The organism is Marinilabiliales bacterium, from assembly GCA_007695015.1.
Taxonomy (GTDB): domain Bacteria; phylum Bacteroidota; class Bacteroidia; order Bacteroidales; family PUMT01; genus PXAP01.
In genome coordinates this window covers 41,806-60,317 of sequence record REEN01000057.1, presented here as the reverse complement: position 1 = coordinate 60,317, position 18,512 = coordinate 41,806, and the positions used below count along the sequence as shown (strand labels likewise).

Annotated in this window: 12 protein-coding genes; 10 read left to right on the top strand and 2 right to left on the bottom strand. The window is 53.7% G+C overall.

From position 1 onward, the window contains the following. The first annotated feature begins 273 nt into the window (after window positions 1-273). The 4 genes from EA408_07185 (at window position 274) to araD (ending at window position 4,912) form a co-directional block, all read left to right on the top strand. Complete coding sequence (locus tag EA408_07185) at window positions 274-1,923, top strand: Na+/glucose cotransporter (protein ID TVR72294.1); 1,650 nt, start codon at window positions 274-276, stop codon at window positions 1,921-1,923. A 6-nt stretch (window positions 1,924-1,929) separates the two neighbouring features. Continuing rightward, window positions 1,930-2,625: an NUDIX hydrolase gene (locus tag EA408_07180; GenBank protein TVR72293.1), complete on the top strand. Its 696-nt coding sequence runs from the start codon at window positions 1,930-1,932 to the stop codon at window positions 2,623-2,625. Window positions 2,626-2,689: 64 nt separating this feature from the next. Next, entirely contained in the window at window positions 2,690-4,207 is a 1,518-nt protein-coding gene (locus EA408_07175) for an L-arabinose isomerase (protein TVR72292.1), read from the top strand. Between the two features lie 12 nt (window positions 4,208-4,219). After that, a complete protein-coding gene (gene araD / locus EA408_07170) occupies window positions 4,220-4,912 on the top strand; it encodes an L-ribulose-5-phosphate 4-epimerase AraD (GenBank protein TVR72291.1) in 693 nt (230 codons plus the stop codon). A 111-nt stretch (window positions 4,913-5,023) separates the two neighbouring features. Here araD and EA408_07165 read toward each other — a convergent pair whose 3' ends face one another. Then, window positions 5,024-8,077: an alpha-L-rhamnosidase gene (locus tag EA408_07165; GenBank protein ID TVR72290.1), complete on the bottom strand. Its 3,054-nt coding sequence runs from the start codon at window positions 8,075-8,077 to the stop codon at window positions 5,024-5,026. Between the two features lie 231 nt (window positions 8,078-8,308). On the opposite strand from EA408_07165, the gene EA408_07160 reads away from it, so the two are divergent. Continuing rightward, window positions 8,309-10,717: a hypothetical protein gene (locus EA408_07160; GenBank protein ID TVR72289.1), complete on the top strand. Its 2,409-nt coding sequence runs from the start codon at window positions 8,309-8,311 to the stop codon at window positions 10,715-10,717. 25 nt (window positions 10,718-10,742) lie between these two features. Here the strand turns inward: EA408_07160 and EA408_07155 are convergent, their stop codons facing one another. Further along, entirely contained in the window at window positions 10,743-12,770 is a 2,028-nt protein-coding gene (locus EA408_07155) for a 1,4-alpha-glucan-branching enzyme (protein ID TVR72288.1), read from the bottom strand. A gap of 138 nt (window positions 12,771-12,908) precedes the next feature. On the opposite strand from EA408_07155, the gene EA408_07150 reads away from it, so the two are divergent. From EA408_07150 to EA408_07130, 5 genes are all read left to right on the top strand, one after another. Beyond that, a complete protein-coding gene (locus EA408_07150) occupies window positions 12,909-14,585 on the top strand; it encodes a ribulokinase (GenBank protein ID TVR72287.1) in 1,677 nt (558 codons plus the stop codon). Then, complete coding sequence (ribF, locus tag EA408_07145; GenBank protein TVR72286.1) at window positions 14,425-15,582, top strand: riboflavin biosynthesis protein RibF; 1,158 nt, start codon at window positions 14,425-14,427, stop codon at window positions 15,580-15,582. The genes EA408_07150 and ribF overlap by 161 nt, the downstream gene beginning before the upstream one ends. Window positions 15,583-15,758: 176 nt before the next feature. Continuing rightward, window positions 15,759-17,174 (top strand): adenosylhomocysteinase, encoded by a 1,416-nt coding sequence (locus EA408_07140; protein TVR72285.1) that lies wholly within the window; start codon window positions 15,759-15,761, stop codon window positions 17,172-17,174. A 16-nt stretch (window positions 17,175-17,190) separates the two neighbouring features. Continuing rightward, window positions 17,191-18,105 (top strand): LD-carboxypeptidase, encoded by a 915-nt coding sequence (locus tag EA408_07135; protein TVR72284.1) that lies wholly within the window; start codon window positions 17,191-17,193, stop codon window positions 18,103-18,105. 26 nt (window positions 18,106-18,131) lie between these two features. Next, window positions 18,132-18,494: an endonuclease gene (locus tag EA408_07130; protein ID TVR72283.1), complete on the top strand. Its 363-nt coding sequence runs from the start codon at window positions 18,132-18,134 to the stop codon at window positions 18,492-18,494. Window positions 18,495-18,512: the final 18 nt, after the last annotated feature.

Here is an 18,512-nt window from a genome sequence, read left to right as displayed (position 1 = left end):
CGCGGCTCCGGGCTGCCGGGGCCGACCGGAGCCGCCCTGTGTTGTCCGGGGCTGCCGGGAACTGTCTGGATCTGCCCGGGCCTGCCGCCGGCCACTGCTGAAAGTGGACAGGCATTCTCAGTCGCATACAATGTAAAGGGCTGATAGCCCGGGAACCAGATCAATTTATTGTTTTTTTCGCGGGACTATTTGATTTTTTGGATTAAAGCCTTAGTTTTGGGTTTATCAAAAGGTGTACCAGGTACACTAATAATAATCCTTAAACTCAAACAGATGACTACAATTGACTGGATTGTACTGGGAGCATTCTTTGTTCTGCTTTTCTGGGTTGTATGGTGGGTTATCCGACAAAAGGAGGAGACCTCGACCGACTATTTCCTTGCCGGCAGGAACGCCGGATGGCTTGCCATTGGAGCATCAATATTTGCATCCAATATCGGTTCTGAACACCTGGTGGGACTTGCCGGGGCCGGCGCTGAAACAGGTATGGCCATGGCGCACTGGGAGATGCACGGATGGATGATCCTTGTACTGGGCTGGGTGTTTGTTCCATTCTATGCGCGTAGCAGGGTGTTCACCATGCCCGAATTCCTGGAAAGACGTTACAATTCAGCATCCCGTAATTTCCTGTCGATAATCTCGCTGGTCAGCTACGTTCTTACCAAGGTTGCCGTTACGGTCTATGCAGGCGGTATTGTTTTCAAGGAGGTGTTTGGCATTGACGAGTGGATGGGGATAGACTTTTTCTGGATCGGGGCGATCGGGCTCGTTGTTGTAACTGGTATCTACACCGTTATAGGCGGCATGAAGTCGGTGCTCTATACATCGATACTCCAGATGCCGGTGCTGCTGCTGGGGTCTGTAGTGATCCTTATCGTGGGACTCAGGGAGCTTGGAGGATGGAACGAGCTGATAGAGATCTGCAGTGCCAATGTGACAGTGCATGGGGATTCGATGACAAGCCTGATGCGATCGCACAGGGATTCGGAGTTCCCGTGGACCGGTGTTCTCCTGGGATCTGCTATCATCGGCTTCTGGTACTGGTGCACCGACCAGTATATCGTGCAGCGCGTGCTCTCGGGACGCGATCAGAAACAGGCCAGGAGAGGCACTATCTTCGGGGCATACCTGAAGCTTCTTCCCGTCTTCATATTCCTGATACCCGGTATGATAGCCTACGCCCTGCATCAGAAAGGCATGATGGAGCTCAGTTCTTCAGATGCCGCGTTCTCGGCGCTTGTCAGCAACCTTCTGCCTGCCGGACTTAAAGGAGTGGTTGTGGGCGGACTGATTGCAGCGCTAATGAGCTCGCTGGCCTCGCTGTTCAACTCGTCGGCAATACTCTTCACGGTGGATTTCTATAAGAGGTTCAAACCGGAATCATCTGAAAAACACCTTGTTTATGTGGGCCGGTGGGCGACCACGGTGATCGTGGTCCTTGGGATATTATGGATCCCGGTAATGCGGGGGATCGGGCAGGTTCTGTACCAGTACCTGCAGGATGTGCAGTCGCTCTTATCACCAGGTATCGCATCTGTATTCCTTCTGGGGGTGTTCTGGAAAAGGGCCACGCCGGCGGCCGGGTTTGCGGGACTGATGACAGGCTTTATACTGGGTATGACAAGGCTTGCGGCAAATATCATGGAGCCGTATCTCGATCCGCAGGGATTGTTCTACCAGGTCATCCTGCAACATAACTGGCTGCACTATTCCATTTACCTGTTTTTCCTGTGCATATTGGTCATAGTGGTGGTCTCGTTCTTCACAAAGCCGGCAGACAGGTCGAAGACAGTGGGACTTACATACGGATCGGCCAACGAGGAGCAGAAGCTGGAAACCAGGGCGAGCTGGAACAGGTGGGACGTTGTACATTCCGTCATCATCCTGGGTGTTATTGGCCTTTTCTATATATACTTCTGGTAGGAAAAAGTGTTTGGCGAAAACAAATATCCTGAAAGCGGAAGGTTCAATGTTGCGGTGGACTGCATCGTTTTCGGATTTGATGACGACAGGCTGCAGCTTCTGCTTGTTAAAAGGATGTTTGAGCCCTGCAGGAACTGCTGGTCGCTGATGGGCGGATTTGTAGGGAGCGATGAAAACCTTGACGATGCGGCAGCCAGGATACTGAACAGGCTTACCGGGCTGGATGATGTTTACCTGGAACAGCTCTATACATACGGGGAGCCGGACCGCGACCCGGGAGGCCGGGTCATCTCGGTGGCCTATTACGCCCTTATCCGGACGGAGAGGCTGGATGAAAGTGCCGGTGACGGCAATCCGGCAAGGTGGTTCTCCTTCGACTCATTGCCGGAGCTCGTATTCGACCACGCCGAAATGGTTGATAAGGCGATAAAAAGATTAAGGCGCAAATCACTAATCCAGCCGGTGGGTTTTGAATTGCTTCCTGAAAAGTTCACCCTGACACAGCTTCAGAAGCTGTATGAGGCTATACACCAGCGGAAACTGGATAAACGCAATTTCCGCAAAAGGATCCTTTCAATGGATGTGCTGACCCGGCTGGATGAGAAGGACAGGGTCAGCTCCAAAAGGGGGGCATGGCTCTACAGGTTTGACAGCGAAAAATATGACAGGCTCATAGGGAGCGGCGACCATTTTGAAATGTAGGTCTGGCTAATTCCTGGAGGTAGATTATGAACCCCGGCTCCGGCCGGAATAAAAAATAGTTGTTATGCATAAAAAAGAAGCAAGAACTTTGTGGTTCCTTACCGGGAGCCAGCACCTGTACGGAGATGAGACCCTTAAAAAGGTTGACACGAATTCAATGGAGATCGCTTCGGCCGTGGGGAAGGGCATCGGGCAGCTTACCCCCGGGGAAACGCAACCCCTGGCACAGGTGTTGCCAAAGCCCGTTCTGACAACCTCCGAGGATATACTGGCGGCCTGCCGTGAGGCTAACAGCGATCCTGCATGTATTGGAGTGATATGCTGGATGCACACCTTCTCGCCTGCACAGATGTGGATCGCGGGCCTGCGGGAGCTGACGAAACCCATGCTGCACCTGCACACCCAGCACAACCGCGACATCCCGTGGAAAAACATCGATATGGACTTCATGAACCTGAACCAGTCCGCTCACGGCGACAGGGAGTTCGGGTTTATATGCAGCCGTATGCGTATTGACCGTCACGTGGTGACGGGCCACTGGCAGGACCCTGATGTAATGGATGATATTGGCCAGTGGACCAGGGCAGCGCTGGGCCGAGACGAGTCCCTCTCACTCAAAATAGCGCGTTTTGGCGACAATATGCGCGACGTGGCGGTTACCGAGGGCGACAAGGTAGCGGCCAGGATGCAGATGGGATGGTCAACCAGGGGTTACGGCGTCGGCGAACTTGCCGCAGCTGCCGGGGCTGTGTCCGATAGCGATGTGAAAGCACTTGTTGCCGAATATAAGGACACCTATTCCCTTTCGGGGAAGATAACGAACGATCAGGCTGCAGTACGGCGCCTGGAGGAATCTGCACGGATCGAACGGGGACTCCAGGGATTCCTGGAGGATGGTGGTTTCGGGGCCTTTACTACCACTTTCGAGGATCTTCACGGACTGAGTCAATTGCCTGGACTGGCGGTACAGAGACTGATGGAGAAAGGTTACGGTTTCGGAGCGGAGGGCGACTGGAAAACGGCGGCACTGGTAAGGTGCATGAAGATCATGAGCAGGGGAATGGGAGGAGGGACCTCGTTTATGGAGGACTATACCTACCATCTCGACCCCTCGGGCATGAAGGTGCTGGGTGCACATATGCTGGAGGTGTGTCCGTCGATAGCGTCGGCTAAGCCTTCCCTTGAGCTGCACCCCCTCTCCATTGGAGGCAAGGATGACCCGCCCAGGCTGGTTTTCCCCGTGACAACGGGCAAGGCGCTTAATGCCACTCTCCTTGACATGGGCGACCGTTTCAGGCTGGTGCTGAACACCGTTACCAGCGTCGAATCTCCCGACCTGCCCGAACTGCCGGTTGCCAGGGCGCTATGGGTGCCTGACCCCGACCTGAGGGTGGCGGCAACCGCCTGGATCCTGGCCGGTGGTGCGCATCACACCGGGTTCAGCCTGGCGCTCAGGCCTGTGCATATGGAACATTTTGCCTCGATGTGCGGCATTGAATACCTGCTTATAGATGCGGATACCAGCATAAGGGAGCTTAAAAACGAGCTGAGGTGGAACGAGCTGTACTATAAAATGAAGTGAAACTTTACTGATATGCTTGAAGAGCTGAAAAAAGAGGTTCTGGCAGTCAACTTAGCCTTAAGGGACAGGGGACTTGCAATTATGACCTGGGGCAACGCCAGCGGTATTGACCGTGCAGGGCAGCTTGTGGTCATAAAGCCCAGCGGAGTCCCGTATGATGAAATGGGGCCCGACGATATGGTGGTTGTTGATATGGAGGGCAGAACAGTTGAAGGGAAGTGGAAACCATCTTCCGATACCCTTACTCACCTTGAGCTTTACAGAAAATTTGAGGGTATCGGAGGGGTGGTACATACCCATGCTGAGTGGGCCACAAGCTGGGCACAGGCAGGACGGGGAATACCTGTTTACGGGACCACGCACGCCGACTACTTCTATGGCGAGGTGCCGTGCACACGCCCCCTTTCTGAAAAAGAGACAGCGTCTGATTATGAGCTGAACACGGGACGGGTCATTGTCGAAAGGTTTAAGGACCTAGATCCCCTTGAGATGCCGGGGGTACTGGTGCATGCGCATGCACCCTTTACCTGGGGCAGGGATGCCGGGCAGGCGCTTGAAAGTGCGCTTGTGCTGGAAGAGGTGGCCAAAATGGCCTTCCGCACCGAGGTTCTTGGAAACCGGTACTCCGTGGCCGGTCACCTGCTCGACATCCATTACCTGCGCAAGCATGGCAGCGGCGCCTACTACGGGCAGAAAAAGAAATAACAGGAAGGGAGCCCCCGGGTGGGGCCTGATGCGGGCAACTCCGGCCACCTTTCGCCGCGGTCAGCCCCGTTTGAAAGCCGATGCCTGCAATCGGGGGGCACCCGGCAACCTCTACCTTGAGGCCTGCTCCAGTTCCCTGCCGATCTGCCTGATAATTTCATTAGAGGGCCTCAGGTGAGGAGGCAGGGCCGATGCCGCCTGCTCCAGGGTAAAGCCCATCACCTGGCTGAGCCACGGCGAGCCGGTAAGCTCAGGCAGGTTCCTGTAAAGGATCTCGCGGGAGTATTTTACCGCCAGCAGTTCGCCTATCTTGTTTCCTGTCCGCACTATCGGCTGCATCTCCGGCTCCCGGCTTCCGGCCAGTTGTGCCAGTTCGTCCGATTCGTATGAAAAGGTGTACCGGCCTGATCCCAGCCTGACAATGACGTCGTTACCCGATTGGGACATGCCCAGGATACCGGGATTTGATTCCCCGGCGGCGCTGCCGCCGACATCTTCAAGCCTTGCCGCTGGCAGGGTGAGTGTGGCGCTGGTGTTTGGCGGCACCTCCACATCAATGCTGAACCTGTTGCCGTCAAGCTCCCATGCTGATTCCAGCTTGCCATACATCGTAACTATCATCGCCCTTGCATGGTCCATCCCCCCGCCCGGTATGGGACTGATCTGTGATGTTCTGTAACCTGAGCCGGGATCCGGGCTGATACCTGCGACAGTTTCAAAAAGCCATTCGCCGATCGCACCGTAGGCATAATGGTTAAAGGAGTTCATCCCCTCGCTCTGGAAGGAGCCGTCGGGTTGTATGCCATCCCACCTCTCCCATATGGTGGTGGCATCCATGGTTACAGGATAGAGCCAGGAGGGATAGCTCTCCCTGAGAAGCAGGTTGTATGCAACATCGTGGTGACCGTAACTGCTGAGCACCGGGTTGAGGTGAGGCGTGCCGAGGAAGCCTGTCGTGAGGTGACCCCTGCCCCTTACATCATCAACAAGACGGTTAACGGCCACCGGTATTTTATCTGCAGGCAGCAGGTTATGGGCCAGGGCAAGAAGGTACGAGGTCTGGGTATCTGACATCACCCTGCCTCCCGCGGTGACGTATTCATGAAGGAACGCCTCCCTTATCTTTTCAAACAGGGCGCCGTACTCTTCTGCATCATCATCTTTGCCGAGCACCATGGCCGATCGGCGAAGCAGGTCGGCCGAACGTGCAAAGAACATGGTGGCGATCATGTGGAAATCAGTGTAGGCGCCGGGGTAATGGGCATTGCTGTGGGTGCTGTAAGAGAGCCAGTCGCCGAAGGAGAAATCGACATCCCACAGGTATGGCCTGTCGTTGGTGGCGGCCCGCCTCCTCATGAACTCAACCCAGGCCTTCATGCTTTCATACTGTTTTTCCAGGATTCCCGTGTCGCCAAAGTAGTTGTAAAGTGACCATGGCACTATAAGGGCGGCATCACCCCATCCTGCTGAACCGTAGGCCCCGTCGCCGAGAACGTTGGGCACCACATGGGGAACACTGCCCTGCTCATTCTGGTCGGCTGCCAGGTCGCCCAGCCACTTGGTCAGGAAACCGGCAGTGTTCATGTTTATGTTGGAGGTTGGGGCGAACACCTGGATATCGCCTGTCCACCCCATCCTTTCATCCCTCTGTGGGCAGTCGGTCGGAACCTCGAGGAAATTACCCTTCTGCCCCCACACGATATTGTGCTGCAGCTGGTTGACAAGCGTGTGCGAACTCTGGAAATGGCCTGTCGGCTCCATATCAGAGTGAATAACCACTCCGGTCAGCGCTTCAGGTGTCAGCCGGCCGGGATAACCCTCTATGGCAACATACCTGAAGCCCTGGAAGGTAAAGCGGGGTTCCCATATCTCCTCCCCGCCCCCTTTAAGGACATACGTGTTGGTCTGGTCGGCCGATCTCAGGTTTTCAGTGTAGAAGTTACCTTCGCGGTCCAGTACCTCTGCATGCCTGAGTGTGACCCTGGTCCCTGCCGGGCCATCGACCCGCAGCTTTATCCATCCGATCATGTTCTGGCCCATGTCAGCCACCAGGTCGCCCTCGGGGGTGGTGAAGATATTGATGGGTTTCAGCTCCTGTATCTTTAGCACCGGCGGACCCTGCTGTGCAATGAGCTTCTCCTTGCCGTGGCCGGCAATCCTTACCCCATGCCAGTCCCCGTCATCATAACCGGGCATCGTCCACCCCTCTTTTTCAAGCCGGGCATCGTAGTATTCGCCGTTGTAGATATCCGACCAGAGGATAGGCCCGGTTGATGACCGCCACTCCTCGCCGGTGCCGTAGACCTGTGTTGAACCGTCTGCATAGGTTATCTCTATCCGGGCAAGGAGGGCAAGGGTCTCTCCGTAATAGTTGCGCTGGTCGCCCCACCCTATGAAGCCCCTGAACCATCCGTCGCCAAGGTATACACCCACGGCATTGCTTCCCTGTTGCAGGTGGCCTGTTATATCATAAGTCTGGTACTGCAGCCTGTTGTGGTAACTTGTCCATCCCGGTGAGAAAAGCTCATTTCCGACCCTGCGGCCGTTGATATGCATCTCGTAAACACCGTGTGCGGTGACGTAGGCCCTGGCAGAAACGATCCCGCTACCGGCATCAAATTCAGACCGCAGCATGGGGGCTGGCTGGGAGACTGAAAAGTCCTCTTCAATGTCCGGCTCTATCCAGGATGACTGCCAGTTTTGGGGACTGAGCAGGGCGGTCTCAAAAAAAGCCGTCTCGCTCCACGGCGATACCCTGCCATGGTTATCCCATACCCTTACCCTCCAGTAATAGCGGGTGGCCGGCTCCAGTCCGGGGCCTTTCCACCGGTTATGCACTGAGGTTCCTGCTTCGACCCTGTGGCTGTCCCATACAAGGTCTCCTTCTTCGAGCTTTTCAGGCGACAGGGCCGACTGGATTCGGAAGGCTGTCTGCAGGGTATTCTGCAGATCGCCTGAAATGATCCATGAAAATGCCGGCACGGGTGTGTCAATGCCAACAGGATTTGTGTAATAGTTGGTTTTGAGGTTCCCGGCACTAAGTGGTGCAAGGTCCTGTGCCCTGATAATGGCGGCGGAGGGCATTGCCATGCTGATGATAAGGATCAGGATCATTGCACGGTTGTTCATGGCAGTTTGCATCTTTTTGTGGTTTACGTTTAACAATGCCACACGGCAGTTCGGGTTGATAAAAACCTGCCGGTGGATGGGATACCAGACAAAGCTGATTTGATGATAAATATACCGGGCTGGAGGGATATTTCCAAAAAGAAGTGACTTTTACCTGTTTTTTTATTCCCCGGTAAAACATTTTGCCGTTTGTTCCTGTTCTATTAGAAGATATCAAAACCGGTAAAGCGCATAAATGCCAGTAACAGGTCTTGTGTTGCTTTGAAAATGTTCTCCGTTATGGGAGTCAAGATATTTTGGATGTTTTTCATTACCCTGGCATTTCTGTTCCAGCCTTCGCCGGCGGCAGATGATGATGACCACGGTTCGGTGCTGGCAGCCAACCTTCACTCATATACCGAACACCTGGCCGACCATAAGGTTTTTCTGCACCTTGATAAGTCGGGGTATCAGACGGGACAAACAATATGGTTCAGGGCTTACCTTGTCGATGCGGTAAGCCACCGGCCGGCTGCCGGCATGAACAACATTTTTGTCGAGCTCCTGGGTACCGACGGGAAACCGATGGCCATAAGGCTGCTGCTGGCAAGGGATGGTGTTGCCAAAGGAGATATCAGGCTCTCCAGAAACCTGCCTGAAGGTAATTATGTTCTCAGGGCCTATTCTGCATGGATGAGAAATTCGGGTGAGGATAATTTTTTCACCAGTAACCTCTATATCAGCAATCCGTCATGGGAGAACATGATCCCCCGGATAGATATATTCAGGAACCGGATATTCAACTGGCGACTGGGCCGGCAGGAGAGTTCATATGACGTTGCATTCTTCCCCGAGGGAGGCAACCTGGTGGCAGGAACTGTCAACAGGGTTGCGTTCAGGGCTTTTGATGGACTCGGGAGGGGACATGATGCCAAAGGAGAGATAACAGACGGGTCAGGAAATGTGGTCGCTGTGCTGGAAACCGGTGTGCAGGGGATCGGGGTTTTCAACCTCGAGCCGGTCGCCGGCGGGGAGTACCGGGCCAGGGTGTCGGTTAACGGCGATAGGGCAGATACTTATGAACTGCCACAGCTGCTGGAGGAGGGATATGTCCTGAGGGCAGATCAGGATGAAAAACGGATCAGGCTGCAGGTATTCGCCAATGTAACGGCACAGAACCCCCTTTACTCCCAAGAGCTCATTGTTGTAGGCCATACCAGGGGCAAACCCCGGTACGCGGGCAGCCACCTTCTATCTGAAGGAAGTTTTGAGGTGGAACTTGACAGGGAGCTGTTCCCTTCAGGCATTGCCCATTTTACCATTTTTACAGCAGATCACATTCCGGTTGCAGAAAGACTTCTGTTCGTTGACAGGGGTGACGCACTTCATATTGCTCCCGAGGTGGGCATCTCTTCAGATGGAGACGACAGGTTCATGGAGATGAGCCTGGCCGTGACAGATAAGAACGGTCACCCCGTTGAAGGAGAGTTTTCCCTTTCTGCTGTTTCCGGCAGATCCGGCACAAACGGCAGACAGGCAGGCATCGTTCCTTATCTCCTCTTCAGCTCCGATCTGGAAGGTATGAACGGTGACCCGCTCGTTTATCTTGAGCAGGCGGATGACAGGGCAGATGTAGCTGACATGCTTCTTATGACCTACGGATGGAGAAGGTTTAACTGGGATGATGTTGCCGCCGGTGTGCTGCCTGAGATAAGATATTCCGGGGATCCCGGAATCACTGTGGCAGGAAGGCTAAGGGACCCTTCAAAGGATGAGGTCATCAGCAATTATCCCGTGAGACTCAGGATAAGAAGCGGTCATGACAGCCTTTATGAAGCCGTTACCGACAGGAACGGTTATTTCCTGTTCTCCGGACTGTTCTATAAGGGAGAGGTTGCAGCTGAGCTTTCCAGCCGACGGCTGCCGGGCAACTATCCCCCGGAGTTCGAGCTTACGTTGCAGTCCGCCGGTAAATTCGAGTATCAATTGGGTGTTAATACCCGGAGGCACGAGGTGGTTGCACGGGGCGACAACTGGAGCCGTGACAGAAGCGCCGGGCGATCACCATATGCCCGGGCTCCCGTGAGGAGAACAGCGCCCAGGGTTTACGGGACACCCGACCAGACCATCTATATCGATTACGAAACATTTACTGAAAGGACCCTTTTCGAGGTTCTGAGAAACAGGGCTAGCGGACTCTATTTTGATGGTAACCAGATCATCATCCGCGGTCCGTCAAGCATACAAGGCTCCAATGAGGCAAGGTTCATGCTTGACGGTGCTTTTGTGCACCGGGACGCCTTTTTGAGTATGTACCCCCGCGAGGTTGAGCGTGTCGAGATCTTCAGGGGTACCAGTGCGGCTATCTTTGGTGTAAGGGGCGGTACCGGGGTCATCCTGGCATATACCAGGAGGCCCGGATACAGCGGCCTGGAAGATGTGATGGAGCTGTCAATGCTTGGGTACCACGAAGCCCGTGAATTCTACAGCGACAGAATAACCCTGCCCGGCGTACGCAGCGGCGATGATGTGGAAGCGACCGTCTACTGGGAACCTGAAATTGTAACGGGTGAAAAAGGCAGGGCCGGCCTGCGCCTGCCCTTCAGTGAGGGAGCAGACAGGCTGACATTCACCATTCAGGGTATAGGACGTAACGGATTGCCGGGCTATTCCACCTTTACCCTTGACATTGAATGATCATTATGCACTCCATCTGTCAGGATCAGGCCCGACCCCTGTCATAGATGCTTTTGGCCTTCTGTTTCTCAAAAACCACCGCAGTGCGGCTTGGAATATAGAGGTTCAGGAAGTGGGGCGAATTAACCTTGCCGTTCCATTCCGTTACATACTCAATGTTTTCATCAATGCGTCCGAAACCCCCGAATTCTGCTTTGTCTGTAGTGAGCTTCACCCTGTAGCGGCCCGGTGTCATCTTGATGCCGTATCCCGAAAACGAGGCTGAGGGGTTGAAATTAAACACAAAAAGCAATGACCCGCGGGTGAAGGCCATGACCTGGTCAACTTCATTGTTATGCACAAGATGCTGCTGATAGGTGTACCAGGCCGGATCGCTCCTGATCAGTGAGATCATTTCCCTGTCAAAATCGCCGAGCTGATGGTACCGCAGCCTTTTGTCGCCGGCCAGGCTCCATTGCCTCCTTGCATAGAAATATGACCAGTTATTGCCTTCCCTGGGAAAATCGATCCATTCGGGGTGACCGAACTCGTTACCCATGAAGTTCAGGTAGCCCCCGCCTGCAGTAGCTATGGTGGCAAGCCTGATCATCTTATGCAGGGCCATGCCCCTGTCTATTATAAGGGATTGGGAGGACTTGTCCATGTGATCGTACATCTCTTTGTCCATCAGCCTGAAGGCAATGGTCTTGTCGCCTACAAGCGCCTGATCATGCGATTCGGCGTATGAAACGGTCTTTTCCTCGACCCTTTTTTGCGTAAGCTCGTGCCATATCTCCCCCGTGTTCCATCTTTCATCGGGAAGCTCCTTTATTATCTTTATCCAGTAATCGGGAATTCCCATTGACAGCCGGTAGTCAAACCCTATGCCGCCATTTTCGGCAGGTGCTGCCAGTCCGGGCATTCCGCTCATCTCTTCCGCTATGCATAATGCCCCCGGCTTTACCTGGTGGATAAGCTTGCCGGCAAGGGTCAGGTAGGCAATGGCATCTTCGTCCTGGTTCCCGTCAAAATAGTCATCATAACCGGTAAATCTCCTTTCAAGTCCGTGATCCAGATAGAGCATGCTTGTAACCCCGTCAAAACGGTACCCGTCAAAACCGTACTCATCGATCCAGAACTTGCAGTTGGAAAGCAGGAAATGGGCCACCTCGGGTTTGCCGTAGTTGAAGCACAGTGAATCCCATGCCGCATGTTCCCTTCTTGCCCCTGAATGGAAATATTGCCAGCCGGTACCGTCAAGCTCTGCAAGACCCTCGTTCACATTCTTTACCGCATGGGAATGGACCAGGTCCATGATCACTGCCATTCCCATTCCGTGGGCATCATCGATGAGCCTTCTTAGCTCATCGGGTGTCCCGAAACGGGACGATGCGGCAAAAAAGTTGGATACGTGGTATCCGAAAGAACCGTAGTACGGATGCTCCTGTACGGCCATCAGCTGGATTGTGTTATATCCGGCACGGTGTATGTATGGCAGCACCTGTTCCCTGAACTCATTGAATGTACCGGTTCTCTGCTCCTCAGTCGCCATACCGGTATGGGCTTCATATATCAGCAGGGGGCCCGATGAAAGATCAGGAGCAGTATTAACGGGTTTATAGGGGTCGGGAGGATCCCAGTACTGGGCATTGAATATAAGTGTATCGGGGTCCTGTACAACCCTCCTTGCATATGCCGGTATGCGGCTCCCCCTGCCTCCCTTCCAGCTGACCGAAAGCCTGTAAAGTCCGGTGTGGTTTAAAATGCCGGACTCAAGGCTGAGCTCCCATACACCGTTGTCAGACCTTGAAAATGAATATTCATCGCTCTCACGCCAGTCTGAAAAGCTTCCTGTAAGGAATATCTTCTCAGCGTTTGGCGCCCACTCTCGAAACACCAGTTTGCCGCCTTCCCGGTGAACCCCGAAAAAAAGGTGCCCGTTGGCAAACTCCTTCAGCGGTATCCCGCCGGTAAGCTGCTCTTCCATTAAGGCGGCTTTCCTCTGCCTGGCAACAATCTTTTTTTCCCAGGGCTTAAGCCAGGGGTCTGTTTTTATGATGCCGGGTGTTTCCATTTGTCGCTCCGTTTAATGATCTATTAAGGTAAAAATAGTTAAAATCCGGGACCCCGGCAGAGAGAGTGATAATTTACTTAATGTTTTTTGAATAATAATATTTTGATTGTATATTGAAAACTTAAAAAATCTGAGATTATGGATAAGGAAAAATATGTTATCGGACTTGATTATGGCACCGATTCGGTCAGGGCGCTTGTTGTGAATGTAAATACCGGCGAAGAGGCCGGCACCGGGGTATGGGAATATTCCCGCTGGAAAAAGGGACGGTATTGTGATCCCGCCAGGAACATGTTCAGGCAGCATCCGCTTGATTATATCGAGGGACTTGAAAAATCGGTCAGTCAGGCGTTGTCAGGGTTACCCCGGGAAGTAAGGGATAATATAGCCGGGATAACGGCCGACACCACCGGCTCGACCCCGGTTGCAGTTGATGAGTTTGGCATCCCGCTGGCATTGAAGCCGGGGTATGAAGAGAACCCCAACGCCATGTTCATTTTGTGGAAGGACCATACTGCCGTAAAAGAGGCTGAAGAGATTAACAATCTGGCAAGAAGCTGGGGCGGTCCCGATTATACGAAATACGAAGGCGGTATATACTCCTCTGAGTGGTTCTGGGCCAAAATACTGCATGTGCTGAGACAAGACAGCGAAATAGGCAAAGGGGCATGGTCATGGATAGAGCATTGTGACTGGATACCTGCCCTGCTCACCGGAGTCAGCCAGGTTGCCGGAGTGAAAAGGAGCCGGTGTGCAGCCGGACATAAGGCCATGTGGCACCCTGACTGGGAAGGCCTTCCGGCGGAAGAATTCCTTCAGAAACTGGATCCCCTGCTTAGGGGGCTTCGTGAAAGGCTTTACACAGATACATATACCAGCGATGTGGCGGCAGGCATAATGACCGATGAATGGGCGGAGAGGCTGGGCCTGCCCCGGGGTGTTACGGTAGGGGTTGGCGCCTTTGATGCCCACCTCGGGGCGGTAGGCGGAGAGATCCGGCCCTATTATATGAGCAAGGTGATGGGGACTTCTACCTGTGATATGGTGACGGTGCCTGCCGACGAGTTTGGAGACAGGCTTGTTCCTGGTATTTGCGGCCAGGTTGATGGCTCCATAATACCAGGAATGATAGGGCTGGAGGCGGGACAGTCAGCTTTTGGCGATGTTTATGCCTGGTTCAGGGATCTTCTCATGTGGCCGCTTGAAAATCTGCCTGCGGGTGTTGGGGGACTGCAGGAAGAGGATCTTAAGAAGCTCAGGGAGGAAGTTGCCGCAAATCTTATTGGCCGGCTGGCTGAAGCTGCTGAAAAGGTTGATCCGGAGGAGAGCGGACTGATCGCTGTCGACTGGCTGAACGGCCGCCGCACGCCAGATGCCAGCCAGGTGCTTAAGGGGGCTGTCGGGGGACTCACCCTGGGCAGCGATGCCCCGGCGGTATTCAGGGCCCTTGTTGAAGCTACGGCATTTGGGGCAAGAGCCATTATCGAAAGGTTCGTGAGCGAGGGCGTGAGGATAGACGGAGTGGTGGCACTGGGGGGTGTAGCAAAGAAGTCACCCTTTGTCATGCAGATCGTGACCGATGTGCTTGATATGCCGGTGTCGGTGGTGCAAAGCAATGAGACCTGTGCACTGGGATCTGCCATGGCTGCATCGGTTGCTGCAGGCATGCACGGCTCATTCGTGGAGGCACAGAAGGTTATGGGCGGCGGATTCGAGAAGGAGTATACACCAAGGGCAGGCTTTGCAGAGGTTTATTCAAAATTATACAGGAAATATCTGGATTTCGCCCGAAAAATTGAGAAATTGCACCACTGAACCAAAGCAGAAAGACTTGAAGGTACATAAAGGCGAATTGCCCGGAAGGCTTAACAAACCTGTGATATCAATAGGCGTCTTTGATGGCGTCCACCGTGGGCACGCAGCCATCTTTTCATTACTGAAAAAGCGGGCTGTCGAAACGGGTGGAGAATCAGCAATTGTGACATTCGACCCTCACCCAAGAATAGTTACCGGGGGCAGGGGAGAGAATCCCGGATTTCTTACCACCCTGGATGAAAAGTCCGCCCTGATCGGCAAACACGGCATTGATCATCTGATCGTGATCAACTTCACCAGCGAGTTTTCCAGGATACCTCCGTGCCGTTTTATCAGGGAGTACATGGTGGAGCGGACCGGACTCGCTCACCTTGTTTTTGGGTTTGATCATCATTTCGGGCACAGGCGTGAGGGTAACTATCAGAGCCTGCAAAGCTGTGCCCGCCTGTATGGTTTTTCAGTTGAGCAACTGGGCTCTGTGACCGGGGGAGACCGGCCGGTCAGTTCATCCCTTATAAGGGAGATGCTCTCGGCAGGGAATGTAAGGGAAGCTGCAGGGATGCTTTCCAGGCACTACAGCCTCCGGGGCAGGGTAACAGGAGGCCTGCGGCTGGGAAGGTCGATAGGGTATCCCACCGCCAACATAACTCCGGAGGACCCCGGCAAGATTATACCGGCCGATGGCGTGTATGCTGTTTGTACTGAAATAGGGGGCACAAGCTACCCGGGCATGATGAACATCGGTTTCAGGCCCACACTTTCCCACTCATCCGGGGAGCGAACTCTTGAGGTTCACATCATAGGCTTTGAAGGTGATATATACGACAGCGTGATAGGGATAAGTTTCATCGAACGCCTGCGCGATGAGAAGCGTTTTGGTTCAATCGGACTTCTGACGAAGCAGCTTGAAAAGGACCGGGTAAATACACTCAGGGCAACGGCGAATTGCCGGGATCATGAGCCGGGCGAAAACAGGCAGCCTGATTTGCCACATTGACCGCCCGGGGCTGCCCTTGCCCGTCATGCTGCTCGAGCGCACCCTGCAAGCCGCAAAGTCCCCATAGCCCCTGCAAGCTGCCAAATCGCCTGACCTCCTGCCGCCCGGCAGGGACCGGCTGAGAGCGGATCACCGCCTTTTTTTTATTATCTTTGCAATAAAACAGCACTTAAGTTATGGAAACAATTACCGATGCCCTGCCATACAAGATCAGGGATATAGGCCTTGCAGAATGGGGCAGGAAAGAGATAGATATTGCAGAAAAGGAGATGCCCGGGCTGATGGCTGTCAGGGAGAGATATGCAGATGAAAAGCCGCTTAAGGGCGCCAGGATCACGGGGTCTCTCCATATGACCATCCAGACGGCAGTCCTTATCGAGACACTTGCAGAACTCGGTGCAGAGGTTCGCTGGGCAAGCTGCAACATTTTTTCCACACAGGACCATGCGGCGGCAGCAATGGCAGAGGCCGGCATACCGGTTTTTGCATGGAAGGGTGAGACGCTCCGTGAATACTGGTGGTGTACGGCACAGGCCCTTACCTTTCCGGGCGGCAAGGGGCCCAACATAATTGTTGATGACGGCGGCGATGCCACCCTGCTAATTCATAAGGGATATGAGGCAGAAGAGGATGCGGCTGTGCTTGACAAAGAACCCGAAAGCACTGAAGAGGCTGAGGTGCTCAGTATACTCGCGGAGTACCTGGAGGCTGACCACGGTAAGTGGCACCGGATGGCTAAAGGTATCAGGGGCGTTTCTGAAGAGACAACCACGGGAGTTAACAGGCTTTACAGGATGCATACGGAAGGAACACTCCTGTTCCCTGCCATTAATGTCAATGACTCTGTTACAAAGTCCAAGTTTGACAATCTTTACGGATGCCGTGAGTCGCTGGCCGACGGCATCAAACGTGCCACCGATGTGATGCTTGCCGGCAAGGTCGTTGTCGTGCTTGGATATGGCGATGTGGGCAAGGGCTCTGCAAGATCAATGAGGGCATACGGCGCCAGGGTGATAGTAACCGAAATTGACCCGATATGTGCATTGCAGGCTGCCATGGAGGGCTTTGAGGTTAAGACAGTCGAAGAGGCCCTGGATGAAGGGAATATCTTTGTTACCGCCACCGGCAACAAAGATGTGATCACTGTTGAGCACATGGCCAAGATGAAGGATCAGGCTATAGTCTGCAATATAGGCCACTTTGACAACGAGATACAGGTTGACAAGCTTGAAGCCTATCCGGATATTCAAAAGATAAATATCAAGCCACAGGTCGACAAGTACGTCTTCCCCTGGGGACATGCGATCATATTGCTGGCCGAGGGGCGCCTTGTCAACCTGGGCTGTGCAACCGGGCACCCGTCATTTGTTATGAGCAACTCCTTTACCAACCAGGTGCTTGCACAGATCGACCTCTGGAAGAACAAGTATAAAACAGGGGTGTACAGGCTATCCAAGGAACTTGATGAAGAGGTGGCAAGGCTACACCTGGAGCAGATTGGGGTAAAGCTCACAAAGCTGACAAAGGATCAGGCTGAATATATAGGCGTGCCGGTAGAGGGCCCATATAAATCCGATCATTACCGTTACTGAAAAATCTTTTTGTCCGATGATCACACCACCTGCGCTGAAGAAAGGAGACAGGATCGGCATTGTGACGCCAGCCGGCAGAATTCCCGGCGGCGCCCTGGATAATGCCGTGAAATGTTTCGGCGACTGGGGACTGGAGGTGGTGATGGCATCGGGGGTCTATTCTGTATTCAACCAGTTCGGCGGTTCCGACAAAGTCAGGGTTTCCGGCCTGCAGGCCATGCTCGATGATGAATCGGTCGGTGCGGTTATATGTTCCCGGGGGGGATACGGCTGTGTGAGAATTGTCGATGAGCTGGAGTTCGGCAGCTTCATGAATAAGCCCAAATGGCTTGTCGGATACAGCGATGTTACCGTACTTCACAGCCATATCAACAGAATATGCGGTGTTGAGACGATACACGGCCCCATGGCGGCTGAGCTGGCTCCTGGTAAAAAGAAGCCTGTTTCCGGGCGCTCTATGGAACTACTCAGGGAGGCGCTTTTCGGCACACTGCCTGCCTATTACCTGCCAAACCATAAACTTTCACGAACGGGCAGGGCTACGGGTGTTCTTGCCGGTGGCAATCTGTCTGTTCTCTGCAGCATCATGGGGTCAAATTCGGCTCCGGATACAAGGGGCTGCATTCTCTTTATCGAGGAGGTGGGTGAGTACCTCTACCACCTGGACCGTATGATGATGGCCCTGAAACGAAGCGGTGTTTTTGAATCGGTTGCGGGACTTGTTGTGGGGGGGATGACCGGTATGAACGACAACGAGGTCCCTTTCGGGGAAACAACCGCAGAGATAATTGCACGAACGGTGTCTGAGTATGATTTCCCGGTAATGTTCGGGTTCCCGGCAGGACACCAGCCGGACAACCACCCTCTTATTATGGGCCGCGAGGTCACATTGTCGGTGGAAGAGAGAACAGGCAGCATAACATTCAGGTAACGAACCGGCCGGGCCGGCAGACTGATATGGCTGAGCACAATGAACTGGGTATACGCGGAGAGGATATCGCTGCATCCCACCTTGCCGCCGGCTCTTACTCCATCCTGGAGAAGAACTGGAGGTCGGGCCATCTGGAGGTGGATATCATAGCGCGAAAGGGCAACCAGCTGATCATTGCAGAGGTGAAGACACGTACCCGGGGTTTTCTTGAAACACTTACAGGCACTGTGAACAAACGGAAGCAGAAATTGCTTATAAGGGCTGCCAATAGCTATATCCTGAAGAATGACCTCGATGTTGACGTTCGTTTTGATATCATAACGGTGATCTTTGAAGGTGACCAGTACAGGATCGAACATATGGAGAATGCATTTTCAGCAGTAGGGTGAAGATCCAGGCATCACTTC